Origin of the sequence: Nocardiopsis sp. CNS-639 (assembly GCF_000381685.1) — a bacterium.
Taxonomy (GTDB): Bacteria; Actinomycetota; Actinomycetes; order Streptosporangiales; family Streptosporangiaceae; genus Nocardiopsis; species Nocardiopsis dassonvillei.
Window position 1 is genome coordinate 17,110 of the sequence record NZ_KB906857.1, and the last position, 23,093, is coordinate 40,202.

At 74.8% G+C, this 23,093-nt stretch carries 21 protein-coding genes; 6 read left to right on the forward strand and 15 right to left on the reverse strand.

The window, feature by feature from the left end:
- Window positions 1–2: 2 nt before the first annotated feature.
- The 7 genes from G011_RS0107565 to G011_RS0107595 form a co-directional block, all read right to left on the reverse strand.
- Window positions 3–503: a DUF2243 domain-containing protein gene (locus G011_RS0107565; protein WP_019607947.1), complete on the reverse strand. Its 501-nt coding sequence runs from the start codon at window positions 501–503 to the stop codon at window positions 3–5.
- A gap of 256 nt (window positions 504–759) precedes the next feature.
- On the reverse strand, window positions 760–1,245 hold the full coding sequence (locus G011_RS0107570; protein ID WP_019607948.1) for a ferritin-like domain-containing protein: 486 nt from the start codon (window positions 1,243–1,245) through the stop codon (window positions 760–762).
- A gap of 71 nt (window positions 1,246–1,316) precedes the next feature.
- Complete coding sequence (locus tag G011_RS0107575) at window positions 1,317–2,099, reverse strand: putative hydro-lyase (protein WP_019607949.1); 783 nt, start codon at window positions 2,097–2,099, stop codon at window positions 1,317–1,319.
- A 237-nt stretch (window positions 2,100–2,336) separates the two neighbouring features.
- Window positions 2,337–3,263 carry a biotin-dependent carboxyltransferase family protein gene (locus tag G011_RS0107580; RefSeq protein WP_019607950.1) on the reverse strand — a complete coding sequence of 309 codons (927 nt, stop codon included), beginning with the start codon at window positions 3,261–3,263 and terminating at the stop codon, window positions 2,337–2,339.
- Window positions 3,264–3,349: 86 nt separating this feature from the next.
- Window positions 3,350–3,967, reverse strand: a complete 618-nt coding sequence (locus G011_RS0107585) for an allophanate hydrolase subunit 1 (RefSeq protein WP_019607951.1) — start codon at window positions 3,965–3,967, stop codon at window positions 3,350–3,352.
- 46 nt (window positions 3,968–4,013) lie between these two features.
- Window positions 4,014–4,781 carry a LamB/YcsF family protein gene (locus tag G011_RS0107590; RefSeq protein ID WP_013154566.1) on the reverse strand — a complete coding sequence of 256 codons (768 nt, stop codon included), beginning with the start codon at window positions 4,779–4,781 and terminating at the stop codon, window positions 4,014–4,016.
- Between the two features lie 113 nt (window positions 4,782–4,894).
- Window positions 4,895–6,145, reverse strand: a complete 1,251-nt coding sequence (locus G011_RS0107595) for an NRAMP family divalent metal transporter (protein ID WP_019607952.1) — start codon at window positions 6,143–6,145, stop codon at window positions 4,895–4,897.
- Window positions 6,146–6,775: 630 nt separating this feature from the next.
- On the opposite strand from G011_RS0107595, the gene G011_RS0107600 reads away from it, so the two are divergent.
- The gene (locus G011_RS0107600) at window positions 6,776–7,486 is read left to right on the forward strand and encodes a GntR family transcriptional regulator (protein WP_019607953.1); all 711 of its coding nucleotides are present in this window, start codon (window positions 6,776–6,778) and stop codon (window positions 7,484–7,486) included.
- Between the two features lie 76 nt (window positions 7,487–7,562).
- On the opposite strand, the gene G011_RS0107605 is transcribed toward G011_RS0107600, so the two are convergent.
- Window positions 7,563–8,156 (reverse strand): DUF4232 domain-containing protein, encoded by a 594-nt coding sequence (locus G011_RS0107605; protein ID WP_019607954.1) that lies wholly within the window; start codon window positions 8,154–8,156, stop codon window positions 7,563–7,565.
- 356 nt (window positions 8,157–8,512) lie between these two features.
- On the opposite strand from G011_RS0107605, the gene G011_RS0107610 reads away from it, so the two are divergent.
- Both G011_RS0107610 and G011_RS0107615 read left to right on the forward strand, forming a co-directional pair.
- Window positions 8,513–9,097, forward strand: a complete 585-nt coding sequence (locus G011_RS0107610; RefSeq protein ID WP_019607955.1) for a bifunctional 2-polyprenyl-6-hydroxyphenol methylase/3-demethylubiquinol 3-O-methyltransferase UbiG — start codon at window positions 8,513–8,515, stop codon at window positions 9,095–9,097.
- Window positions 9,098–9,210: 113 nt separating this feature from the next.
- The gene (locus G011_RS0107615; protein WP_019607956.1) at window positions 9,211–9,999 is read left to right on the forward strand and encodes an aminotransferase class IV family protein; all 789 of its coding nucleotides are present in this window, start codon (window positions 9,211–9,213) and stop codon (window positions 9,997–9,999) included.
- 95 nt (window positions 10,000–10,094) lie between these two features.
- Here the strand turns inward: G011_RS0107615 and G011_RS0107620 are convergent, their stop codons facing one another.
- The 3 genes from G011_RS0107620 to G011_RS0107630 form a co-directional block, all read right to left on the reverse strand.
- A complete protein-coding gene (locus G011_RS0107620; protein ID WP_019607957.1) occupies window positions 10,095–12,287 on the reverse strand; it encodes an MMPL family transporter in 2,193 nt (730 codons plus the stop codon).
- A 322-nt stretch (window positions 12,288–12,609) separates the two neighbouring features.
- Entirely contained in the window at window positions 12,610–14,121 is a 1,512-nt protein-coding gene (locus G011_RS0107625; protein WP_019607958.1) for an SDR family oxidoreductase, read from the reverse strand.
- Window positions 14,118–14,615: a DUF4383 domain-containing protein gene (locus G011_RS0107630; protein WP_019607959.1), complete on the reverse strand. Its 498-nt coding sequence runs from the start codon at window positions 14,613–14,615 to the stop codon at window positions 14,118–14,120. Before G011_RS0107630 ends, G011_RS0107625 begins: the two co-directional genes overlap by 4 nt.
- A gap of 91 nt (window positions 14,616–14,706) precedes the next feature.
- On the opposite strand from G011_RS0107630, the gene G011_RS0107635 reads away from it, so the two are divergent.
- A complete protein-coding gene (locus tag G011_RS0107635) occupies window positions 14,707–15,801 on the forward strand; it encodes a MerR family transcriptional regulator (protein ID WP_019607960.1) in 1,095 nt (364 codons plus the stop codon).
- Here G011_RS0107635 and G011_RS0107640 read toward each other — a convergent pair.
- A complete protein-coding gene (locus G011_RS0107640; RefSeq protein ID WP_019607961.1) occupies window positions 15,767–16,999 on the reverse strand; it encodes a lycopene cyclase family protein in 1,233 nt (410 codons plus the stop codon). The genes G011_RS0107635 and G011_RS0107640 overlap by 35 nt on opposite strands.
- 58 nt (window positions 17,000–17,057) lie before the next feature.
- Between G011_RS0107640 and G011_RS0107645 the strand changes: the two genes are divergently transcribed.
- Window positions 17,058–17,837 carry a class I SAM-dependent methyltransferase gene (locus G011_RS0107645; RefSeq protein ID WP_019607962.1) on the forward strand — a complete coding sequence of 260 codons (780 nt, stop codon included), beginning with the start codon at window positions 17,058–17,060 and terminating at the stop codon, window positions 17,835–17,837.
- Entirely contained in the window at window positions 17,824–19,464 is a 1,641-nt protein-coding gene (locus G011_RS0107650) for an FAD-dependent oxidoreductase (protein ID WP_019607963.1), read from the forward strand. The genes G011_RS0107645 and G011_RS0107650 overlap by 14 nt, the downstream gene beginning before the upstream one ends.
- 22 nt (window positions 19,465–19,486) lie before the next feature.
- Here the strand turns inward: G011_RS0107650 and G011_RS0107655 are convergent, their stop codons facing one another.
- Genes G011_RS0107655 through crtI form a run of 3 tightly spaced genes read right to left on the reverse strand, consistent with a single transcriptional unit; the run spans window position 19,487 to window position 22,982 of the window.
- Window positions 19,487–20,497: a DUF5914 domain-containing protein gene (locus G011_RS0107655; protein ID WP_019607964.1), complete on the reverse strand. Its 1,011-nt coding sequence runs from the start codon at window positions 20,495–20,497 to the stop codon at window positions 19,487–19,489.
- 50 nt (window positions 20,498–20,547) lie between these two features.
- Window positions 20,548–21,525, reverse strand: coding sequence for a phytoene/squalene synthase family protein (locus G011_RS0107660; RefSeq protein WP_019607965.1), 978 nt, complete (start codon window positions 21,523–21,525; stop codon window positions 20,548–20,550).
- Window positions 21,522–22,982 (reverse strand): phytoene desaturase family protein, encoded by a 1,461-nt coding sequence (gene crtI, locus G011_RS0107665; RefSeq protein WP_036552411.1) that lies wholly within the window; start codon window positions 22,980–22,982, stop codon window positions 21,522–21,524. The genes G011_RS0107660 and crtI overlap by 4 nt, the downstream gene beginning before the upstream one ends.
- Window positions 22,983–23,093 lie beyond the last annotated feature (111 nt).

Sequence of the window (23,093 nt, forward strand, 5' to 3'; positions counted from 1 at the left end):
GGTCAGGCCCGCCCGGGATCGGCGCCCGACGCCCCGCGTGTCCGCCTCCGGGACAGGGTCCACAGCGCGACGCCCGCGACCAGCAGTGTCCCGGCGAGGATGTTCCAGGTCAGGTCGTAGGGCACCAGGTTCACGCCGTAGCGGATCTGGTGCAGGCCCATGAGTTTGTGCTGGACCAGCCCGTCGTAGAGCTGGAAGGACCCCGCCCCGGTCAGCCAGCCCGCCGTGAAGGCCAGCCCCCGGAAGCGGCGTTCCCGGCGCAGGGAGGCCACCATGAGCAGGGAGGCCACCGTGGCGAACCAGCTGAAGGCGTGGAACAGCCCGTCCGACACCAGGCCGACGCCGGTGGTCGAGAGGTCGTAGAAGTGGTGCCAGTGCAGCAGCTGGTGGAAGACCACCTCGTCCACGAACGCCACCGTGCCCAGCCCGAGCAGGACGCCCGCGGCCGTGTTGCGGCCGTGCGCCGTCGGCGGTCGCGCCCCCGCGTGCGCGGATGCCGTCATGGACGCCTCCCTGGGTGTCTTGGCCTCTTCCCGGGGGTTCCCGAGGGCCCCTGTTCCCGAGGGCCGGTGCGCCGCCGTCGCGAAGGCGGTGTCACCGACCGTGCGGGCTCGCCGTGCCCCCGACCGACCGGACGTACCCCGCGCCCGGGACGGGTCGACCCGCGAGGGCACGGCCCGCCACGCGGACGCCCCGAAGAGGCGCTGCCTCCTCCGGGGCGTCCGGGTGCTGTCACTCGGGGTTCGGCCCGCGGCGCGGTCAGCGCTCGGCGTCGGCCAGGGCGGTGCGCACCGCGCCCGGGAGCTTCTGCTCCAGGAAGCGGGCCATGTCCTCCTCCTGCTGGAGGATGGCGGTCAGCTTGAGGGCGATCTGCTCCTCGCCGAGCGCGCGGGCGCCCTCGATCAGCGCCCGGTAGGAGGCGATCTCGAAGTGCTCGGCGGCGTAGTCGGAGAGGGCGTTCTTGACCATGGTGTCGCCCGCGGGCTTGTTGGCCATGCCCTGCACGGAACCCATCATTCCGGCCAGGGCGCTCTTGACCTTGGACACGCTGCCGCCCAGGGACTCGATACATCCCTTGACCGTCTCGGCCTGCTGACGGGTCTCCTCGATGTGCCGCGTGATGCGGGCGTGGACCTCGGGGTCCTTCTCCGCGTCCTTGGCGTGCCTCTCCAGCGTCTCCTCGAGGGACTTCTCCATCGAGTAGGCGTCGTTGAGCCAGGCGATGAGCTGCTCGCGGCTGTTCACACCGTTCCCCTTCGTTCGTCGTGTCGCTCGACCCTGGGCCCGCGACTACCCCTGGGGTCCGGCGACAAACGTCAGGGCACCTGGTAGGAGGAGTCGCGCACGTCGGTGACCGCCATGTGGCCGGGGGCGTGGCCGATGGCGAACTCCGGGGCGGAGGCCGTCACGGCCGCCTGCGGGGTGACCCCGCACGCCCAGAAGACCGGGATCTCACCGGGGCGCACCTCGACCGCGTCACCGTAGTCGGGCCTGTCCAGGTCCTCGATGCCCAGCGCGGCGGGGTCGCCCACGTGCACCGGGGCGCCGTGGACCGCCGGGTAGCGCGAGGTGATGCGCACCGCGTCGGCCACCCGGTCGGCGGGGATGGGCCGCATGGACACCACCAGCGGACCGCTGAACCGGCCCGCGGGGCGGCACGGCCGGTTGGTGGCGTACATGGCCACGTTGGTGCCCGCCTCGATGTGGCGCACCGGCACACCGGCCTCCAGGAGGGGCGTCTCGAAGGTGAAGCTGCACCCGATGAGGAAGGCCACCAGGTCGTCGCGCCACAGGTCGGTGACCTCGGTGCGCTCCTCGACCAGCTTCCCGTCGCGGTAGACCCGGTAGGCGGGCAGGTCCGTGCGCAGGTCGCCGTCGAAGACGGAGGCGTCCACCCGTCCCGGCTCGGTGACGTCCAGGACCGGGCAGGACTTGGGGTTGCGCTGGGCGAACAGCAGGAAGTCGAAGGCCGCCTCGCGGGGCAGCGCGATGAGGTTGGCCTGCGCGTAGCCCGCGCTGTAGCCGGAGGTGGGGACCCGCAGGCCGTCGCGGAACAGCGCGCGGGCCTGGGACGGGGAGAGGTCGGCCGGAGAGGTCATTCGGTTCTGCCTTTCGTTCCGGGTGGGACGGACGGGCGGTGTTCCCGCGGCTGCCGGACCGCCCGGGAACGCCGTTGTCCCCGGGCGGCGTTCCCGCACCGCACGCGGTGTTCCCGCGCCGCGCGGAACGCTGTGCGCCGTGCGGGGGCTCCCGCGCGGCGCCGCGGCCCGTTCCCCGGTACGGAACCGGGTCCGCGGTCGTGTCCGGACCCCGCCGGAACGGCGGGGCCCGGCCGGTCAGAGGGTGAAGCGCAGGCGGGTGCCGGGGCGTGCCTGGGCAGCCCTGGGCAGGTCCGCCGAACACACGACGGCCACCACCGGGTAGCCGCCGGTCACGGGGTGGTCGGCCAGGAACAGCACGGGCTCCCCGCCCGGCGGGATCTGGAGCGACCCCGCGACCATGCCCTCGCTGGGCAGCTCGCCGGAGCGGGCGCGTTCCAGGACGGGCCCGGACAGGCGGGCGCCGACCCTGTCGCTGCGCGGAGTGACCTCGTAGGCGGACGACAGCAGCGTGCGGACGGCCTCCTCGGTGAACCAGTCCTCGCGCGGGCCCAGAACCACCCGCAGGACCTCCTCGGGTCCGCCGACGGGCGGCACGGGGGCGTGGTCCGCGTTCGGGAAGTCCGCGGGCGCGGGGCCGACCGGCAGCAGCGCTCCGGGCACGGGCAGGTCGGGGCCCAGCCCGGCCAGGACGTCGGTGCTGCGCGAACCCAGGACCGGCGGGACGTCCACCCCGCCGCGTACGCCCAGGTAGGAGCGGAGTCCGCGGTCGGGCACGCCCATGGTCAGCTCCGCGCCGTCGGACAGGTGCAGCACCGTGTTGGCGGCGGCGCCCCGCCCGTCCACCCGCAGCGGGGTTTCGGCCCCGGTGACGGCGACGGTCACCGGCCCGCGGGCCCGCACGCGCAGCCCGCCCAGGGTGGCCTCCAGGGCGGCGGCCCCCGCGGGGTTGGCGAGCAGGCGGTTGGCCAGGGCGTAGGAGTGGGCGTCGGCGGCGCCGGAGCGGCCCACGCCCAGGTCGGCGTGGCCGAAGCGGCCCGCGTCCTGGACCGTGGTCATGGGTCCGGTGGCCACGACCTCCAGGGCCGAACGCCCCCTGGCGGCGGTCGGGGTGCGCGCCGCGGTCCCCTCGCCCCGTTCCGACGCTGTTCCCCGACCCGCCACCGCGTTCCTTCCCCGTTCCCGTCCCTGGTCGCGTTCCCGCCCCTGTTCGCGGTCGGGTCCCGTCCGGGTGGGCCCGACACGCGTACTCATGAGGCCTCCGCGTCGGTGAAGCGCACGCGCACCCCCGGCCGCAGCAGGCCGGGCGGGTCGCGGTCCAGGTCCCAGATCGGGGCCTCGGTGCGGCCCAGCAGCTGCCATCCGCCGGGCGAGCTGCGCGGGTACACCCCCGCGAACTCCCCCGCCAGGGCCACCGAACCGGCGGGCACGCGGGTGCGCGCCTCACCGCGCCGGGGCACGTTCAGGCGCGGGTCGTCGCCGACCATGTAGCCGAACCCGGGGGCGAAGCCGCAGAACGCGACCGTCCAGGTGGCGTTCGTGTGCGCCTCGACCACCCCGCGCCTGGTCAGGCCGGTCAGCCCGGCGACGTCGTCGAGGTCCTCGCCGTCGTAGAACACCGGGATGGTGACGGTGTCCCCGGAGTCCGGTCCGGTCCCGGGGGCCAGCGGCAGTCCGGTGACCGCGGCGGCGACCCCGTCGGGGTCGGTGCCGGGTTCGATCCGCAGCAGCAGCGTGCGGGCGGCCGGAACCACGTCGGTGACCCCGGGAATCGGCCGCGCCCGGAGCGCGGCGCGCAGCGCGATCACCTCGGCGAGGTCGGCGACCTCCACGAGCACACCGCTGTCCGCGCACGTCAGGACACGCACGGCGCCTCCTCGGCGAGGGTCGGGAGCCCCCTCCTCCCGGCAGGGGTCACGCGGCCTCCCCGGTGAACGGCGCGAGGGTGACGCCCTCGGCGCGCAGCCGGTCGGCCACGGCCCGGGCGATGTCCACCGCGCCGGGGCTGTCGCCGTGCACGCACAGGGAGTCGGCCTCGATGACGATCCGGGTGCCGTCCACGGCCTCGACCGGCTCGCCGTGGGCGATGCGCAGGCAGCGCTCGGCGATGGCGGCCGGGTCGTGCAAGACGGCGCCGGGCTCGCGGCGCGAGACCAGCGTGCCCTCCGGGGTGTAGGCGCGGTCGGCGAAGGCCTCGCGGTGCGTGGGCAGCCCGGCCTCCTCGGCCAAGCGCAGGAACTGCGATCCGGGCAGGCCCAGCACGGGCATGGCGGGGTCGAACTCGCGCACCGCGGCGACCACGGCGGCGGCCTGCTTCTCGTGGTGCACGATCGTGTTGTAGAGGGCGCCGTGCGGTTTGACGTAGCGGATCCGGTCCCCGGCCAGGCGGGTGAACGCCGACAGGGCCCCCATCTGGTAGACCACCTCGTCGGTCAGCTCGGCGGGCGGCACGTCGAGGAAGCGGCGGCCGAACCCGGCGAGGTCGCGGTAGCCCACGTGCGCGCCGACGGCCACTCCCCCGGCGGCGGCGTCGAGCGTGGTGCGCCGCAGCACGGACGGGTCACCGGCGTGGAAGCCGCAGGCGACGTTGGCGCTGGTCACGATGGACAGCAGTGCCTTGTCGTCGCCGAGTTCCCAGCGGCCGAAGCTCTCGCCGAGGTCGGAGTTGAGGTCGATGCGCAACGTCGGTGCTCCTCGTTCTTTCGTGTTGCCCCTTGCGGGGTTCCCCTACCCCGCCCGGGTGGCGGTCCGGGCGGGGCGGGGGTGGGGGACGGTGGAAGGGCGCGCCCGGCGGGTTACTGCCAGAGGTCGGCGATGCCGCCCAGGGAGCCGATGGCCATGTACACGGTGAGCGCCCAGGCGGCGACGCCGATGACGATCAGCCAGCGCGGGTAGCGGTACCCGCCCAGCAGGTCGCCGGAGCGGCGGGCCGCGACCCACAGCAGGATGCCGAGGCCCACCGGCAGGATCACGCCGTTGAGGGCTCCGGCCAGGATCAGCAGCGTGTTCGGGGCCTGCCCGGACAGCAGCAGGATCGCCAGCGAGACACCGATGAAGACGGTGACCAGGAGGCCCCGGCGCTTCTCCAGCCACGGGTGGAAGGTCGTGACGAAGGAGATCGAGGTGTAGGAGGCGCCGATGACGGAGCTGACCGCCGCGGCCCACAGGATGACGCCGAACAGGCGCACACCGGCCTCGCCCGCGGCCTGGCGGAAGGCCTCGGCGGAGGGGTTGGCGGACGCCAGGATGTCGGCGCCGCCCGCGACGACGCCGAGGATGGCCAGGAACAGCACCACGCGCATGACGCCGGTGACGATGATGCCGGTCACGGAGGTCTGCGTGATGGCGCGGACGTTCTCGCGTCCGCCCTGACCCGTCTCGACGAGGCGGTGCACGCCCGCGTAGGTGATGTAGCCGCCGACGGTGCCGCCGATGATGGTGACGGTGGCCAGGAAGACGTCCGCGCCGAACCGCTCGGGCAGGACGGCCTGGCGCAGGGCCTCGCCGACCGGGGGCTGGGACACGAAGGCCACGTAGACGGTCAGCGCGATCATGGCCACGCCCAGCACGACCAGGACGCGGTCCAGGGCCACGCCCAGCCTCTTGACGGCCAGGATGACCACGGCCAGGACCGCGGACAGGACGGCGCCGAGCCGGGTGTCGAACCCGACCATGGCGTTCAGGCCCAGGCCGGTGCCCGCGAGGTTGCCGACGTTGAAGATCAGGCCGCCGAAGACGATGAGCGCGGCCAGCAGGTAGCCCGCGCCGGGGACGACCTTGTTGGCCAGGTCCTGGGCACGGGTGTTGGCGACGCCGATGACGCGCCAGATGTTCAGCTGGACCGCGATGTCGACCAGGATCGAGATGAGGATGGCGACCGCGAAGGTCGCGCCCAGCTCAGCGGTGAACGTGGTGGTCTGGGTGATGAAGCCGGGGCCGATGGCGCTGGTGGCCATGAGGAACATCGCACCCAGCAGGCTGCTGCTGATCGCGATCCGCCCGACACGGGGGCGCACCTTCGTGGGTGCGGGGGGTGTGTCACCCATGGGTCACTCCAAGGGGTCCGATGTGGGTCGGTGACGCGATAACCGACCGCGCCATCGTTGGATTGTTGAACGATACTTCAATCCAACGAGACGGGTAAAGATCCGGCATGTAAAAAACCCAGGTCACCTGGGTTGCAGAAGTATCTCTTCGCCCCACCCTGCCCAGGAGCGTCATCGGAGGAACCTCCAGAATGCGCGTCCGCGAGCCCGTGGACGAAGCCGCGCCGGGCCGTGCGCGTCCTCGCCCGAGAACCCCGAGGACCCCAAGGCCCCCGAGGACCCACGGAAGCCGCGCGAAAGGCTCAGCCGCCCGAAAGGCCCCGCGGAAACCGCGCGGAAGCCGCACAGGAATGCGCACTCCTGCCCGGAACTCACTGGACGCGTGGAGGGCTCACCCGCGAGCCGCGCGGGGGCCGGTCAGTGGCGGTGGAGCCGCGCGGTGGCGGGGTGGAGCGGACGCGCCGTGCACGCGAAGCGGTGCGGCGGGAAACCCGTGTGGGAACCCGTTCGGGGACCGCACCACGGTCCACCGGTCCGATGAACCGACTTCTGCGGGCTCCCCGCTCTCCCGGGAGTGCTCCGCGTCGGTGACAATGAAGTAACAGACGCCAGTCCCCTTAAGGAGCACCTGTGACGGCCACGGACGCCCGCACCGACCGGACCAGCGGCCGCACGCGCCTCCTCCCCCCGCTGCCCACGCAGGCCGAGCGGGTCGCGGAACTGCTCCGCGAGTCCCTCATCGACGGCGTGTACCCGCCGGGACAGCGCCTGTCGGAGGAGCGGCTGTGCGAGGAGCTCGGAGTATCCCGCAACACCCTGCGCGAGGCGTTCCGGCTGCTGGTGCGCGAGCGGTTGCTGGTGCACCAGATGCACCGGGGAGTGTTCGTCGGCCTGCCGACCAGTGAGGACGTCCGAGACCTGTTCAAGGCGCGCCGCTCCCTGGAGCTCCCCGCGCTGCGGGGCGCGGTGGCCCCGGACGAGGAGGCGGTCCGGCTGGTCGGGGCGGCCGTGGACGAGGGCGAGGCCGCGCGCGGACGCGAGGACTGGTGGCGGATGGGGACGGCGAACATGCGTTTCCACCAGGCCGTGGCCGGTCTGGCCGGGAGTGCGCGGGTGAACGAGTTCATGAGCCAGGTGCTGGCCGAGACCCGGCTGGTGTTCCACGTGATGGACGCGCCCCGGGAGTTCCACGCTCCGTACCTGGACTGGAACCGCAGGATCCACACCCTGCTGGCCTCCGGGGACGCGTCCGGGGCGGCGGACGAGCTGACGACCTACCTGGAGACCTCCGAGAACCAGCTGGTCACCGCGTTCACCGCCATGGAACAGCAGCGGAACTGACTGCGGGGCGCGCGCCGGGACGGGTCGGGCGGCGGCACAGGCCAGGAGTCGGCACAGGCCAGGGGTCGGGGACGGGTCAGGAGGCGCCGTCCGCCTGGACGGACGTGACCGTGAGCTGGTCGCCGGGCACGTCCGGATCGGCGCAGCCGCGGCCCTGCGCCGCGACGAAGACCGACCCCGTGTTCCGGGGAGGGTAGACGCGCAGTCCCCGGGTGTCGGTGGGGTCGCACTCGTCCTCGTCGTAGTCGGCGGCCCGGGTGAATCCCACGGTGGCCGAGGCGGTGTCTCCCGGTCGGAGGGTCACGGCGGGACCCTGTTCGCCCTCGCGCGCCGCGGCGGCACCGACCTGGTCGCCGTCCTCCTCGGCGACGTAGGAGACGCCGGGGTAGCCCTCGATCACGCACGGGACGTCTGCGGTGTTGGTGAACTCCAGGGGCCGGTAGACCGTCCCGGCCGCTCCCTCGGCCCGCCCGAGAGCGACTTCCAGGTCGCCCGAGCCGCAGACGTTCGCGCTGTCCTCCTCGGCCGTCCCGGTCGCCGCCGGCTCCGGTGCGGAGGTGGGGACCGCCGGGGCGCTCGGGGAGGCGTCGCCCCGGGGTGACGCGGTGCTGGTGGGTTCGGTGGCCGCCCCGCCGCCGCTCGCGCCGCACCCCGCCAGAGCGAGTGTCACGGCGGCTCCCGCCGCGAGCGTGGTGACCGGGTACGCGCGTCCTCGTTGTCCGACCATGGGGCCCGCCCTACCCGGACGGGAGGAACCGACACACGGGTTTCGGGCTTCGGGTTCGGCGAACGCGGAGGACCACAGAACGTCCGGTTCCGTGGTCCCCGTACCCTTCGCGGCGGGTGTTCGGTGTCGGGTTCGGTGCGGTCGCGCCGCATGTGCGACGCGTCTACCCCCTCCTTCCCCTCAGCCGGACGGACCGCGCTCCCGAACAGCGGGAACACCCCTCGCCGACCCTCTGCCGGGGGTGAAAGGCCCGCGCCGGAGGGCCGATCTACCTTGAGGACATGACGAAATACGCGTGGATGTACCGCCTCGGCCTCACTCCCTGGGAGCGCTACGGCGCCGCGGGCGGGGCGGCGCAGCTCGGCGCCCTGCTCGACCGCGAGACGCGGGAGCGTTCGACCGGTCCCGGGCGGGCGCTGGACATCGGCTGCGGTCGCGGTCAGTTCACCCCCGAACTGGCCCGGCGCGGCTGGGAGGCGGTGGGCGTCGACATCGTGCCGGAGGCCGTCGAGGCCGCCCGCCGCAAGGGCCCGGCGGAGGTCGCCTACGTCGTCGGCGACGTGACCGGCCTCGAATCCTCCGGCCTGGGCGCCTTCGACCTCTTCCTCGACATCGGCTGCTTCCAGGGTCTGGACACCGACCAGCGGGCCGCGGAGGGGCGGGGGGTGACGGCCCTGGCCGCGCCGGGGGCCACCCTGCTGATGCTCGCCTTCGGCCCGTCCCGGTACCGGCGGCTCGTCGAGGGCGTCGCGCAGGCGCAGATCGAGGCCGCGTTCCCGGGATGGGAGCTCCTCACGGCCGAGGACGCGCGGACCAGCGGCCTGGGGTGGCCGATGAACCGGACCTCACCGCGGTGGTACCGCTTCCGCCGCACGACCGGCTGACGCGGACCCCGGCGACCGGGCCCCGACCCGACCGGCGCGGTGCGCCCGCCGCCCCGGTTCCGGTGGGGGAAACCCCGATGGCGCGGATCCCCGAATGCCATGATGGACACCTCATGGAACTGAACGGACGCCCCGTCAGCACCGGGGAACTCGCGGGCCTGGCCCTGTACGGCTACGGCCACTTCACCACCATGCTCGTCAACGACCTGCGTGTCCGCGGCCTCAATCTGCACATGGACCGCCTGAGCCGCGACTGCCGCACCCTCTTCGGCGTCGAACTCGACATCCCCCGGGTCCGCGAACTCGCGCGGCGCTCCGCGCGTGCCCACCTCTCCCCCTCGGTGGTCCGCGTGACCGTCTTCGACCCCCACATGGACCTGGGCCACCCCTCCGCACGCCAGCTCCCGCAGATCCTCGTCAGCACCCGTCCCGCCCCGACGGACGCCTCCCCTCCCCCGGTCCGCCTGGGCACGCGCCGCTTCACCCGCGACACCCCGCAGATCAAGAGCACCGGCCTGTTCGGAGCGATCCGCCAGCGCCGCGCCGCCCAGTTGGACGGCTACGACGACGCGCTGTTCATGGGCGTGGACGGCCGCGTCTCGGAGGGCCCCACCTGGAACATCGGCTTCCTGGACGGCGGGGGCCTGGTCTGGCCTCAGGCCCCGTGCCTGCCGGGGGTGACCACGGCGCTGATCAGCCGGGCCGCCGAGAACCTCGGCATCCCGGTGACCACCCGGCCGATCGCCTCGGCGGCCAGCACCCGCACGGCGGGCGCGTTCATCACCAACGCCACCACGGGCGTGCGGCAGGTGGCCGCCATCGACGGCGTCCACCTGCCGCAGGCCGCGCTGGTGCGCAAGTTCGCCGCCGCCTACGCGGAACTGCCGGGAGACCCCCTGTAGGGACCTCCGGAGCGCACACGCTCCGCCGTGCCGCGCGCGCTCGGCGAGCGCGCACGACGAGGCCGGGTCCGGGGGAGTACGAGGCCGACGCCGCGCTAGGCGCGATCGGCGCGATCGGCGGGTTCGTGCTCCTCCGCGCGCCCGGGGGCACGGCCCGCGCGGCCGGGCCACCACACACGGGGCCCGACGTCCAGGGACAGCGCGGGCACCAGCACGGTCCGCACGAGCAGCGCGTCCACCAGCACGCCGAAGGCCACCAGGAACGCCAGCTGGAGCAGGAACAGCAGCGGGATCACCGCCAGCGCCGCGAAGGTCACGGCCAGCACCACCCCGGCGGAGGTGATCACCCCGCCGGTGACGGTGAGCGCGCGCAGCACGCCCTCGCGGTGCCCGTGCAGCAGCGTCTCCTCACGCGCCCGGGACATGAGGAAGATGCTGTAGTCGATCCCCAGCGCCACCAGGAACACGAACGCGAACAGCGGCACCACCGGGTCCGCGCCGGGCAGGCCGAGCACGTGGTCGAACAGCAGCGTTCCCACGCCCAGCGCCGCGGCGAAGGACAGGACGTTCACGGCCATCAGCAGCAGCGGCGCCACCAGGGAGCGCAGCAGCGGGATGAGCACGAGGAAGACCACCACGAGCACCAGCGGCACCACGACCACGAAGTCGCGCTGGGCGGTGTCCAGGGTGTCCAGGTCGGTGGCGCTCACCCCGCCGACCAGGGCGTCGGCGCCCTCGACGGAGCCCAGTTCGGCGCGCAGGTCGCGCACCGCGTCCACCGCCTCGGCCGACTCGGGGCCGACGGTGAGGACCACCTCGACCAGCACCCGGCCGTCCTCCACCAGGGGCGGCAGGTCGGCGCCGGGCGGACCGGGCTCGGTCACCGGCGCGGCCGCGTCCACGACGGGCAGGCGTTCGGCGGCCTGGACCACCTCGTCCAGGTGGTCGGCGTCGGCGACCACCAGGGCGGGGGCCGCGCTGGCGTCGGAGCCGAAGCCCCGGTCGAGCGCCTCCTGGGCCTCGACCGCCTCCACCTCGGTGCGGAAGACCTCGGCCTGGCCGGTGCCCCCGGCGTCGAACTGGGGCGCGAACACGGCCGCGGCGGCCAGGACGGCGGTGGTGACGATCCAGTACAGGCGCGGCCTGCGCGAGACGGTGGTCGCCAGGCGGCCCCAGAACCGGTGGCTGGCCACGACCTCGTCCAGGGTTCCGTCCGTACGGCCGCCGCTGTGCGGCGCCACGGGCCAGAAGGCGGCGCGTCCGCACAGGGCGAGCACGGCGGGCAGGAAGGTCATCGCCGAGAGCAGGGCCGCGACGACGCCGATGGCCACCACGGGACCGAGGCTGCGGGTGGAGGCCAGGTCGGCGGCGAGCAGGCAGAGCAGGCCGAGGATGACGGTTCCGCCGGAGGCCAGGACGGGCCCGGTCACGCCGCGCACGGCGGCCATGACGGCTTCGGGCACGCGGTCGCGGACGGCCAGTTCCTCGCGGTAGCGGGCCACGAGCAGCAGCGCGTAGTCGGTGCAGGCGCCCACGACCAGGATGAACAGGATGCCCTGGCTCTGCCCGTTGAGGCTGACCAGGCCGGTGTCGGCGGCCAGGTAGACCAGCGCTCCGGACAGGCCGAGCGCGAGGAGGCAGGCGAGGATGACCAGCACCGGCAGCAGCGGTGAGCGGTAGACGGCCACGAGGATGATCAGCACCGCGGTGATGGCCACGATCAGCAGCGTGGAGTCGATGCCGCCGAAGGCCGCGGCGAGGTCGGCCGCGAAACCGGCGGGGCCGGTGACCTGGACCTGGAGCCCTGACACGGGGTCGTCGGCCAGCACCGCGCGCAGGTCCTCGACCGCGTCGCCGGTGTCGGCGGCCGGGTCGAGCGGCACCACGAACTGGGCGACGGAGGGGTCCTCGGTCCCGGGGAAGGGGCCGACGACGGTTCCGGAGACCCAGGGCTCGCCGCCCACGCGCTCGGCGACCGCGGCGACGTCTGCGAGTTCGCCCTCTCCGAGCGCCTCGCCCCCGCCGTCCCCGGCGTCCTCGCGCGAGTACACGACGACGGCCGGGACCGCCTCCTCGCGGTCGAACTCCTCGGCGATCTCACTGACCTCGGTGGACTCGGCGCCCACCGGCAGGAACGCGCCCGGGTCGTTGGTCTGCACCTCGCCGAGCCTGCCCAGGAACATGCCCAGGGGCCCGGCGCCCGCCAACCACACCAGGGCGACCAGCAGGGCCGCTCCGATCCACCAGCGCGACCGCCTGGCAGGTGGTCTGCCGTTGTCCTTGTCCACGTTCGGGATCCCTCTCACACCGACAGCTTGCTCGAAATTAAAGCATCTCGCTTTTCAAGTTACTTGCGGGCATGACCCTACCCCAGCCCGCTCCCGCCATGCGTCCGCCCCCGTCCGGCGGCTATGTGTCCCCCGTCACCGTTTCTCCGGTGGCGCGGCCGGGCGCGCTTCCATCCGGACGCGCTTCTGGTCGGGCGCCCCTTGGAAGCCCCCGGTGGCGCGCTCCCAGGCGGGCTCCTGCGGACAGGGCACCCCTCGGCGGCGGTACGGGCGCGAACGCCGTCGGCCCCGGTCCGCGCGGACCGGGGCCGGGAACCGGGCGTCATCGGCGCGCGTGCGCCTCCCGCGGAGCCGTCCGCTCCGAAGCCGCCCGTTCCCGAGCCGCCTGTTCCGCGGCCGCGACGATGTTGCTGGCCATGGCACCGAACACGAACCCGTGGAAGGGGGTGACGGCCTTCCAGTACAGGTGCCCCAGCAGACCGCGCGGGTGGAAGAGCGCGCGCTGGTGGTAGACCGTGCGTCCGCGCACGCGGGCCACGCCCAGTTCGAGCCAGGCCGGTCCGGGCAGGCGCATCTCCGCCCGCAGCCGCAGCAGCCGGCCGGGGACGACCTCCTCCACCCGCCAGAAGTCCAGGGAGTCGCCCACCCGCAGCCGCTCCGGGTCGCGCCGCCCCCTGCGCAGGCCCACCCCGCCCACGGCCAGGTCGATCCAGCCGCGCGCGGCCCAGGCCAGGGGCCAGGAGTACCAGCCGTGTTCGCCGCCGATCCCCTCGACGACCCTCCACACCGCCTCCGTTCCGGCGTCGACGTACCGCGCGCGCACGTCGGTGTAGAGGCTGCCGCCCGCCCAGGCGGGGTCGCTCGGCAGGGGGTCGGACGGGGCGCTCGGCCAGGCGGCCGAGGACCAGCGGGTGTCCACGCGCGACTCGTCGACGCGGCGCAGGGCCAGCTCCACGGCCCGGTCGAAGCCGATCCGCTCGTGGTCGTCCAGCAGTTCGGACAGGTCGTCCTCGCCGACCACCGCGTCGTGGCGCAGCGACTCCACCAGCGGCCGGGCGATCGCGGGCGGTACCGGCGTGACCAGGCCGACCCACAGGCTGGACAGGCCCGGCGAGAGCACGGGGACGGGGATGATCAGCCTCCGGGCGATCCCCGCCGCCCCGGCGAAGCGCTGGATCATCTGGGCGTAGGAGAGCACCTCCGGGCCGCCGATGTCGAAGGTCCGGTTGGTCCCCTCCGGGAGTTCGGCGCACCCCACCAGCAGCCGCAGCACGTCGCGCACCGCGATCGGCTGGACGCGGCTGCGCACCCACCGGGGCGTGGTCATCACCGGCAGGCGCTCGGTGAGGTGGCGCAGCATCTCGAAGGAGGCCGAGCCGGAGCCGAGGATCACCGCGGCGCGCAGCACGGCGGTGGGCACGCCGGACTCCAGCAGGATCCGGCCGACCTCCTCGCGCGAGGCCATGTGCGCCGACAGGCCGTCCCCGTGCGGCGCGAGTCCGCCCAGGTAGACCAGGCGGGCCGTGCCCGCCTCCCGCGCCGCGCGGGCGACGTTACGGGCGGCCCGGGCGTCGGTGCCCGCGAAGTCGCGCCCGCCCGCCATCGAGTGGACCAGGTAGTAGGCGGTGTCGGTACCCGCGAACGCCTCGGCCAGACCCTCGCCGCTCACCACGTCGCCCCGGACCACCTCCACGCGGTCGCGCCAGGGCTGGTCGCGCAGCTTGTCCGGGGTGCGCGCCAGACAGCGGACGCGGTACCCGGCCGCGAGCAGCTCGGGCACCAGACGTCCGCCGATGTAGCCGGTGGCCCCGGTGACCAGGACGGACGGCCTCATCCGGTCGCACCGGCCACGCCGTGGCGGCGCTCGCGCCGCCGCGCGCGCCTGCGGCGGTACGGGTTGTCCTCGGGCAGGCCGCCGCTGACCCGGCCGTACATGCCGAAGGTCATCACCATGATCCCGACGACGAAGCTGAAGATGACGTTGGGCATGGAGAAGGCCAGGATGTTGGGCCCCGCGCCCATCAGGTAGAGGTTCACGAGTCCGCTGGCCACGAAGCCCACCCCCACCACCGTGCAGACGGTGGAGGCGAACGAGCCGCCCAGGACGGAGGCGCCCAGCAGCAGTGAGCCGATCGCGACGGACAGGAAGCTCAGCGCGCCGTTGGTGGACAGGCCCGCGACGACCTCCCCCTGGGTGTCGAAGAGCGGGAGCCTGACCACCAGCCCCGCGATGCCGAAGCCCATGAGTACGAGTCCGGTGAGTCCGGCGCCGGCACGGTGGACCACGCTGAGACGGCGGTCGGCCGGACGCCTGGTGTCCAGATCCATGGTGCTGCCCCTTCCGGTGTTCTCCCAGCTAGAGTTCTACGCGTGTGGTGCGCGACACAAGACGCACCGCTTTCGCAACGCTTGGGGCGCCATGGCCGACGCACTGACCCCGGGGGCGACCGCGCGTCTGCTCGGGGTCTCGCCCTCCACGCTGCGCAGCTGGGACCGGCGCTACGGCGTGGGGCCGCGCGAGCGCAGTCCGGGCGGGCACCGCCGCTACTCGCCCGCCGACGTGGCGCGCCTGCGCGAGCTGTGCCGCCTGGTCGGTGAGGGCCTGTCGCCCGCCTCGGCGGCGGAGTGCGTGCTGGTCCCGGCTCGCGGGGGTCCGGTGTCCGCTCCCGCCCCGCCGCGCGTTCCCCGGCAGCGGGGCGCGGAGGTGTCCCGGGAGGGCGGAGGCGCCGAAGGGGAGGAACCGGGGACCGGGCAGGAGGGCCCGCAGGTCTTCCGGAAGGGCTCGGGAGCCAGCGGGGAGGACGCGGGCAGCGCCCAACCGGACACGAAAGCTCCCAGGAGGGGCGCGCGGCCCCGCTGGCGCCCCGGCGGGGACACCCTGCCGCTGGGTCCGGCCGGGCCCACCCTCCAGGGGATCGCCCGCGCCGCCATGCGCATGGACGCCGAACTCGTGGAGCGCCTGCTGGAGGAGGCCCTGGACGAGTACGGCGTGGTGGCGGCCTGGGAGGACCTGGCGATGCCGCTGCTGTACGGGATGGGCCGCAAGTGGGAGGACACCCGGCGCTACGTGGAGGTGGAGCACCTTCTGTCGTGGTGCGTGTCCTCGGCGCTGCGCCGCGTGGCCGCCCCCGGGGACTCGGACCCGGCGGGCCGCCCCACGGTCCTGGCCTGCGGCCCCGGCCAGATGCACAGTCTCCCGATGGAGGCGCTGGCCGCCGCGCTGCGCGAACGGGGAGTGCCGCGCCGGGTGCTGGGGCCGTGCACGCCCGTGGTGGCGACGGTGCGGGCGGTGCGCCGCACGGGTCCGCGCGCGGTGGTCCTGTGGTCCCACGCCGGAGACGCCGACGACGTCGCGGCGCTGCGGGCGGCGGTGCGCGCGGCGGCGGAGTCGGCGCAGGCCACGGCCGTGTACACGGCCGGGCCGGGCTGGCGGTCGCTGGGCGCGGCGCCGGGACTGGCCGCCGGGCACCTGGGCTCGCTCACCGACGCCGTGCGGGCCCTGGCCCCCGGCTGAGGCTCCTCGCACCGACCCCGCGCAGCGCGTACCACGCCTGGTCCAGGCTGGTCAGCGACATGGCCGCGACCGGTGTGCTCAGGCCCATCGCCAGTTCCCGGGGCAGGCGCGAGCCACCGTCGAGGAAGGCCAGGACGTCCCCGAGGCGGTTGGCCGCGAACAGCCCGGCGAAGAACTCCGCTCCCCGCACCCGCCCCGTGTCCAGGGCCCGCAGCATGACCGCGTCCATCGCCAGGTGGCGGCGCCGGTAGGGCACCGGCGGTACCGGGGTCCGCCCCTGGGCCAGCGCCCGCGCCACGGCGTCCGTCTGGCGCCGCACACCGCTGAACGTGTACCCGGTCGAGGGCCGGGTGGCGCCGCCCGCCGTCCCCACCCGGAACACGCGCCGCCCCGCGCGGGGTCGGAACCGCGCGTCGGTCATCGGGATGACGCCCTGCTCGGCCGCGGTCACCTCCACGTCCCCCAGCCCGAGCAGGCCGCAGTAGTCCTTGAGCGCGCGCTCGTACTCGGGGGTCGTGAGCGCCTCGCGCCCGAACTCGGTGTACTCCACCAGCGCCTCGCGCGGCGACAGCGGCAGCACGTAGCCGAAGGCCACGCCGTTGGCCGGCTGGGGAGGGCGCAGGTCCATGAGCACGGCCGAGGCGGGGTCGAAGGCGTCGTCGGGCGTGCGCACGAACCAGCCGCGGAAGTGCTGGAGCAGGTGCGTGCGCCCGCGCGGGGCGGGCCGGGGCGGACGCGAGTCGAACACCCAGGAAGCGGTCAGCTCCCGCTCCCCTCCCCCCGGTCCTCCGGGGCAGGTGCCCCGCACCACGGCGTGCTCGGCGCCGTCGACGACCTCGGTGACCAGTACCGGAAGCTGGTCCACGTGTTCGCCGGCCGAGGCGCGCACGTGGGCGTCCACGTCGGCCGACCGCAGCATCTTGTACACGTAGGGCGCCGCCGGGGAGTCGTGGACGGCCCCGTCCGGCCCCACCACGGACAGGTCCCTCCAGCGGGCGGCCAGCAGGTGGTCCCACGGCCCGCCGTCGGGCTCCCAGAAGCACCAGGTGCGGGGCGAAGGGGTGTGCGGCCCGGGGGGCGGTTCCACCAGGGCGACCCGCAGCGGTCGGCCACGTCGGTCATTGACCCCGCGAAGCTGGTGGGTCAGGGTGAGCCCAGCGGCTCCCCCTCCGATGATCGCCACGTCGTAGTCGGCCATGCCCCCAGCATGCACGGGAAGGGCCGCGCCCGCACGCGAACACCCCCGGGAGGAGAACGTGGACACCACGACGCACGCCATGAAGGACGGCGCGGTCACCGACGAGTTCGACCACGCCGCCGGAGCCTACGACCGGCTCGTGGCCGCCAACCCCGGCTACCACGCGCACCTGCGGGTCTCCGCCAGGCGGCTGGGCCTGCCCTGGGACGGCACGGGGCTGCGCCTGCTCGACCTCGGGTGCGGCACGGGCGCCTCCACCGCCGCCCTGCTGCGCGCCCTGCCCCGGGCCCGGATCGCGGCCGTGGACGCCTCGCCCGGAATGCTGGAGGCGGCCCGCGCCAAGCGGTGGCCGGAGTCCGTCTCCTTCCACCGGGCCAGGGCCGAGGACCTGACCCCCGAGTGGGCCCGGAGGCATGTGGGGGGTCCGGTGGACGCGGTGTTCGGCGCCTACCTCATCCGCAACTGCCCCGACCCCGACGCCCTGCTCGCGTCCGTGCGCGCGCTGCTCAAACCCGGCGGCCGCGTCGTCCTGCACGAGTACTCCGTGGCCGACTCGGTGTCGGCGCAGGCGGTGTGGTCGGCGGTGTGCTGGGGGGTGGTGATTCCGGCGGGCAAGGCGCTGACCGGCCGGGCGGACCTGTTCCGCTACCTGTGGCGCAGCGTTCTGGAGTTCGACGGCCGGGACGCGCTGCTGGAGCGGATGCGCCGCGCGGGCCTGGAGTCGGTGGCCAGCGCGCCGCTGTCGGGCTGGCAGTACGGGGTCACGCACACGTTCGTGGGACGGCGCCCGAACGGCGCCCCGGTCCACACTCCGGGGGGCCGCGTTGACGAGCGCTGACGGCGGAGGGCGCCCCGGGGCGCGCCTCGCCTCCGACGGGTCCGGCCGTCCCCCCGGCGCCCGCGACCCCCTGGCCGAGGCCGTCCCGCCCGCCCCGCCGACCGGTCCCGCGACCGGCGGGAGACCCCGCGTCGTCGTGGTCGGCGGCGGCATCGCCGGGCTGGCGGCGGCCTGCGCGCTGGCCGAGCGGGACGTGGACGTGACGGTGCTGGAGCGCGAATCCTCACTCGGGGGGCGGCTGCGCGGCTGGGCCACGACGCTCTCCGACGGTTCGCCCGCGACCATGACCCGCGGGTTCCACGCGTTCTTCCGGCAGTACTACAACCTGCGCGCCCTGCTGCGCCGCGGCGACCCCGGGCTCGGCGCGCTGGTACCGCTCACGGACTACCCGCTGGTGCACCGGGACGGGCCGCGCGACCGCTTCTCGGGGCTGCCCGCGACCCCGCCGTGGAACGCGGCCGTCCTGGCGGCGACCAGCCCGAGCTTCCCGGCGCGCGACATGGCGCGGGTCAACCTGCCCGCGGCCCTGCAACTGCTCGACGTGGACGTGCCCGGCGTGTACGAGCGGCTCGACCACCTCAGCGCCCGCGACCTGCTGGACGCGGTGCGCTTCCCGCCCACGGCACGGCACCTGGCCTTCGAGGTGTTCACCCGCAGCTTCTTCGCCGACCCCGGCGTGCTGTCGGCAGCCGAACTCGCGCTGATGTTCCACGTGTACTTCCTCGGCTCGTCCGAGGGTCTGGTGTTCGACGTGCCGGGCTCGCCGTTCCCGCAGGCGCTGTGGGACCCCCTGGAGCGCTACCTGGCCAAGCGCGGGGTCCGGCTGCGGACCGGTGTGCGGGTCGGGGAGGTGGGCCGGGCGCGAGAGGGCGGGGAGACGGAGAGGCGGTTCACGCTGCGCGGGCGCACGGCCGGGGGCGAGGTCTTCGAGGAGGGCGCGGACGCCGTGGTGCTCGCCGCCGACCCCGCCGGAACCCGCGACCTGGTGGCGGCCTCGCCGGAACTGGGCGCACCGGAACCGGGCGGAGCGGACTGGCGCGACCGGATGGCCCGGGTCCGCACGGCTCCCCCGTTCCTGGTGTCGCGCTACTGGCTGGACCGGCCCGTGCGCCCGCACCGGCCCGCCTTCCTGGGCACGGCGGGCTACCCCACCCTGGACAACATCAGCGTGCTGGAACGGTACGAGGACGAGGCCCGCGAGTGGACCCGGCGCACCGGCGGTTCGGTGGTGGAGCTGCACGCCTACGCGCTGGAGGAGGGGTGCGGTCCCGAGCACGAGCGGCACCGGCTCTGGGAACAGGCCGGGGCCGTCTATCCGGAGCTGCGCCGGGCCCGCGCGGTGGACGCCCGGCACGAGCTGCGCGCGGACTGTCCGCTGTTCGCCCCCGGCAGCCACCGGGACCGGTGCGGGGTGACCACGCCCGACCCGTTCGTGACGGTGGCGGGTGACCACGTGCGCACCGACCTGCCCGTGGCCCTCATGGAACGCGCCGCCACCAGCGGCCTGCTCGCGGCCAACGCCCTGCTGTCGCGGTGGGGGCGGCCGGGGCACACGGTGTGGACCGTGCCCCGGCGGGGGCGGTCGGCGCCGTTGCGGACGCTCGCCCGGTGGTCGAGGAGGTCCTAACGGCCCTGGTGGTTCCGGCGGGTCAGCCGGGCCAGCGGCCCGTGCTCCTGAGCAGGTACCGGCGCTCCGCGTAGTCCAGGTCGTCCTTCCACAGGCGCCGGGCGGCCATCCTCATCACGGGGCGCACGACCGGCCCCGCCAGTTTGCGGGCCAGCAGGAAGCCGATCCGCTCCGAGCTGGCCACGGTCGCCTCGATGACCGCCGTGCGCGGCACGCCCTTGTCGTCCACGCCCAGCGGGGTGGCGTGCGTCTCCACCACACTGCCCAGGCCCTCCCCCTCGATGATGCGCATGACCACCGTGCGCGGGTCCGGGCAGCGGAACTCCGCGCGCACCGGCACCCCCCACCGGCCCGCCACCCGGAACCCCACGTCCACCACCATGCGGTCCGGGTCGGGGTCGGCTCCCTTGGGCACCTCGGTCACCTTCAGCCCCACAAACGAGTAGGGGTGGAACCACGAACCGTGCCAGGGGTCCAGCCGGTTGGCCACCACGTCCTCGGGTTCGCACCGCCCCGCCAGGCTCTCCACCGCCACCAGGCTCCCGGGCAGCGCGGGGCGCTCGGGGACCACCGGCTCGTCCAGGGGCTCCTCACCGCCCTCCCGGTCCAGGCGCACCCACACCAGGACGCCGTCGTCGTGCACCGGGTAGGGGTCCCACCCCGGGAAGCCGCCGCCGTCCAGCGACAACCCGTGCCACCGGCACACCAGGCGCCCGGAGTCCACCGCGCCCCGGCACAGCGGCGCGCCCAGGTGCGGGCAGGCGCCCGGCCCCGCGTGCGCGGTCCCGTCCGGGGTGCGCCAGGCCACCAGCTCGGTCCCGGCCACGACGCGCCCGAACGGCCGGTCCGCGCGGACCTCGCTGCTCGCGGCCAGCACGAACCAGTTCCCCGAGGGCCGGGCGAGCGCGCGTTTGAGCGCCGACCCGATGACGGAGGGCGAGCCCTCCCGCCAGGTCGGCTCCTGCTTCTTCCACGTGGTGGCGGGCATGCGGCGCAGGGGAAGCCGCCGCGGTCGCGGGTCGGGCAGTGTCACGGGGTCCTCCAGGTACGTCGGTCGAGGGGTCGGGGACGGACCGCGCCTCCTCAGCCGGTCCGCGGGCGCGGCACCCGGCCGCGCAGGGAGCGCGCGATCAGAGACCGCGCGAGCGCGGGTACGGCGGCGGCCGCCTTACGGGTGTCCGAGACGCGGTGCCGGACGCTCCACACGTCGTAGTCGGCCGCACGCACCTCGTCCAGGATCGCGCGGTAGAGCCGGAAGGCGGTGGCGACACACGGGCGCGCCACGGGGGAGAGCATCGCGATGCCCGGTTCGGCGCGCCGGTAGAAGCCCTGGTTGACCTCCACCAGGTCGGCGAGGGCCTCCCGCACGCGCGGGTGCTGCTCCCGGGCCCGCGCGCACTGCTCCAGCAGCTCGCGGTCCACGCCGTGCGCGGCCAGCGCCTCCTCCGGCAGGTAGACGCGACCGCGCCGCAGGTCCTCGGCCACGTCCCGCAGGAAGTTGGTCAGCTGGAAGGCCTCGCCCAGCGCGGCGGCGTGCGGGGCCGCCTCCTCGCGCGGCGCCACCGTGCCCAGGACCGGCAGCACCTGGAGGCCGATCACCGCGGCCGAGCCGTGCATGTACTCGCGCAGGTGCTCCAGGTCGCGGTAGCCGGTCACGGTCAGGTCCATGCGCATGGAGGCCATGAACGCGGTGAAGTAGGCGTGCGGCAGCGCGTACCTGTGGACCGTGTGCGCCAGGGCGGACAGCACCGGCGCCGCCTCGGGGTCCCGGGCGGGTTCCCCGTCCAGGACCCGGGCCAGGTCGGCGTCGATGACGTCCAGGCGGGCGGTCTGGTCCGCCACCGTGGTGCCCGGCGGCGGCTCGTCGACGATGTCGTCCACCCACCGCGCGAAGCCGTACAGGGCGTGCACCCCGGGCCGGTGCTCGGGCGGCAGCACCCGTGTGGCCGTGTAGTAGGTGCGCCCGTGGCGGGCGTGCAGGGCCCGGCACCTGAGGTAGGCCTCCCGCAGCGGCCCGTCGGTGATCCCGGCCGCGTCGAGTTCGGCGGCTCCCCCGTTCATCCGGCCCCTCCGGTTCTGCGGACCACCTCGGCCGCGGCGAGCTTTCCCGAGATCAGCACGGTCGGCACGCCGACCCCGGGTGTGGTCCCGCATCCGGCCAGGACGGCGTTGGAGGTGCCGGGGACGGTGTTGCGCGGACGGAACGGCCCCGTCTGGGCGAAGGTGTGCGACAGCGAGAAGGGTGTGCCGTGCGCGAGCCCCTGCCGCGCCCAGTCCGCCGGGGTGACCAGGTGCTCGGCCCGCACGGAGGCGTCCAGCCCCTCCAGCCCGCGCTCCTCCAGGGTCCCGACCAGGCGGTCCCGGTAGCGCGGGCCCTCGCGGTCCCAGTCGATGCGGCCCGCCGCCAGGTTGGGCGCGGGGGCGAGCACGTACAGCAGGTGGCGCCCCTCCGGGGCCAGCGACGGGTCGGTCAGGGTGGGCTGGGTGACCAGCAGGGAGGGGTCGCTCATGGTGCGGCCCTCACGGATGATCTCGGTGAACGTGCGCCGCCACGCGGCGCCGAAGGAGATGGTGTGGTGGCCCAGCCGCTCCCAGGTGCGGTCGGTGCCCAGGTGCAGCACGACCGCCGAGGGCGAGTAGCGCGCGGCCACGGGGCGCCGGGGCGTGTGGCCGAGCAGCCGGTGGGCGGCGGGCAGGTCCGCGGTGAGCACCACCTGGTCGCAGGCCAGGCGCTCCCCGTCCGCGGTGACGACGGCGCTGACGCGGTCGCCCGCGCGTTCCAGGCGCGCGACCTCCTGGCCGTAGCGGACGGCTCCCCCGGCCTTGGTGACCGCGCCCGCCAGGGCGTCGCCCAGGGCGCGCATCCCTCCCCTGGGGAAGTACACCCCGGCGACGGTGTCCATGTAGGCGATGACGGCGTAGGCGGCCAGGGCGCTCTCCGGCGCCACCCCCGCGTACAGCGACTGGAAGGAGAAGATCCGGCGCAGCCGCTCGTCGCGCACGTGGCGGCCCACGGCCGGGGCCAGCCTGCCGAAGCCGCCCATCGCGGCCAGCCGGAACAGGTCGGGGCGGACCAGGTCCAGCGGGGACCGGAACCGGGCGTCGATGAACGAGCGCATCTCCACCCGGTACAGCCGGGTGAGCCAGTCGCGCAGCCGCAGGTAGCCGTCGGCCTCGCGCTGCCCGGCCACCCGGGCGACCTCGGCGGCCATCGCCTCGCGCTCGGTGTGCACGTCGATCACCGAGCCGTCGGCGAAGAAGGCGCGGTAGGCGGGGCTGAGGGGCACCAGGTCCAGCCGGTCGGCCACGGTCTCGCCGACCGCCCCCAGGGCCTCGTCCAGGAGTTCGGGCATGGTGAGCACCGTGGGGCCGGTGTCGATCTGGAAGCCGTCCAGGTCGAGCCGCCCCGCGCGACCGCCCGGGTGCGCCTCGCGCTCGACCACGACGACCTCGCGCCCCGCGCCCAGCAGGTGCAGGGCGCAGGCCAGACCGGACAGGCCGGCGCCCACGACGACCACGGGACCGCGTCCGCGCGGCCCGGGTCCGGGCCGGTGCGGAGCCGACGGCTCGGGGATCTCCTCAGGCACGGTGGTGCTCCTCTCCGGTGTTGTGGATGCCTTCCCCGCCTG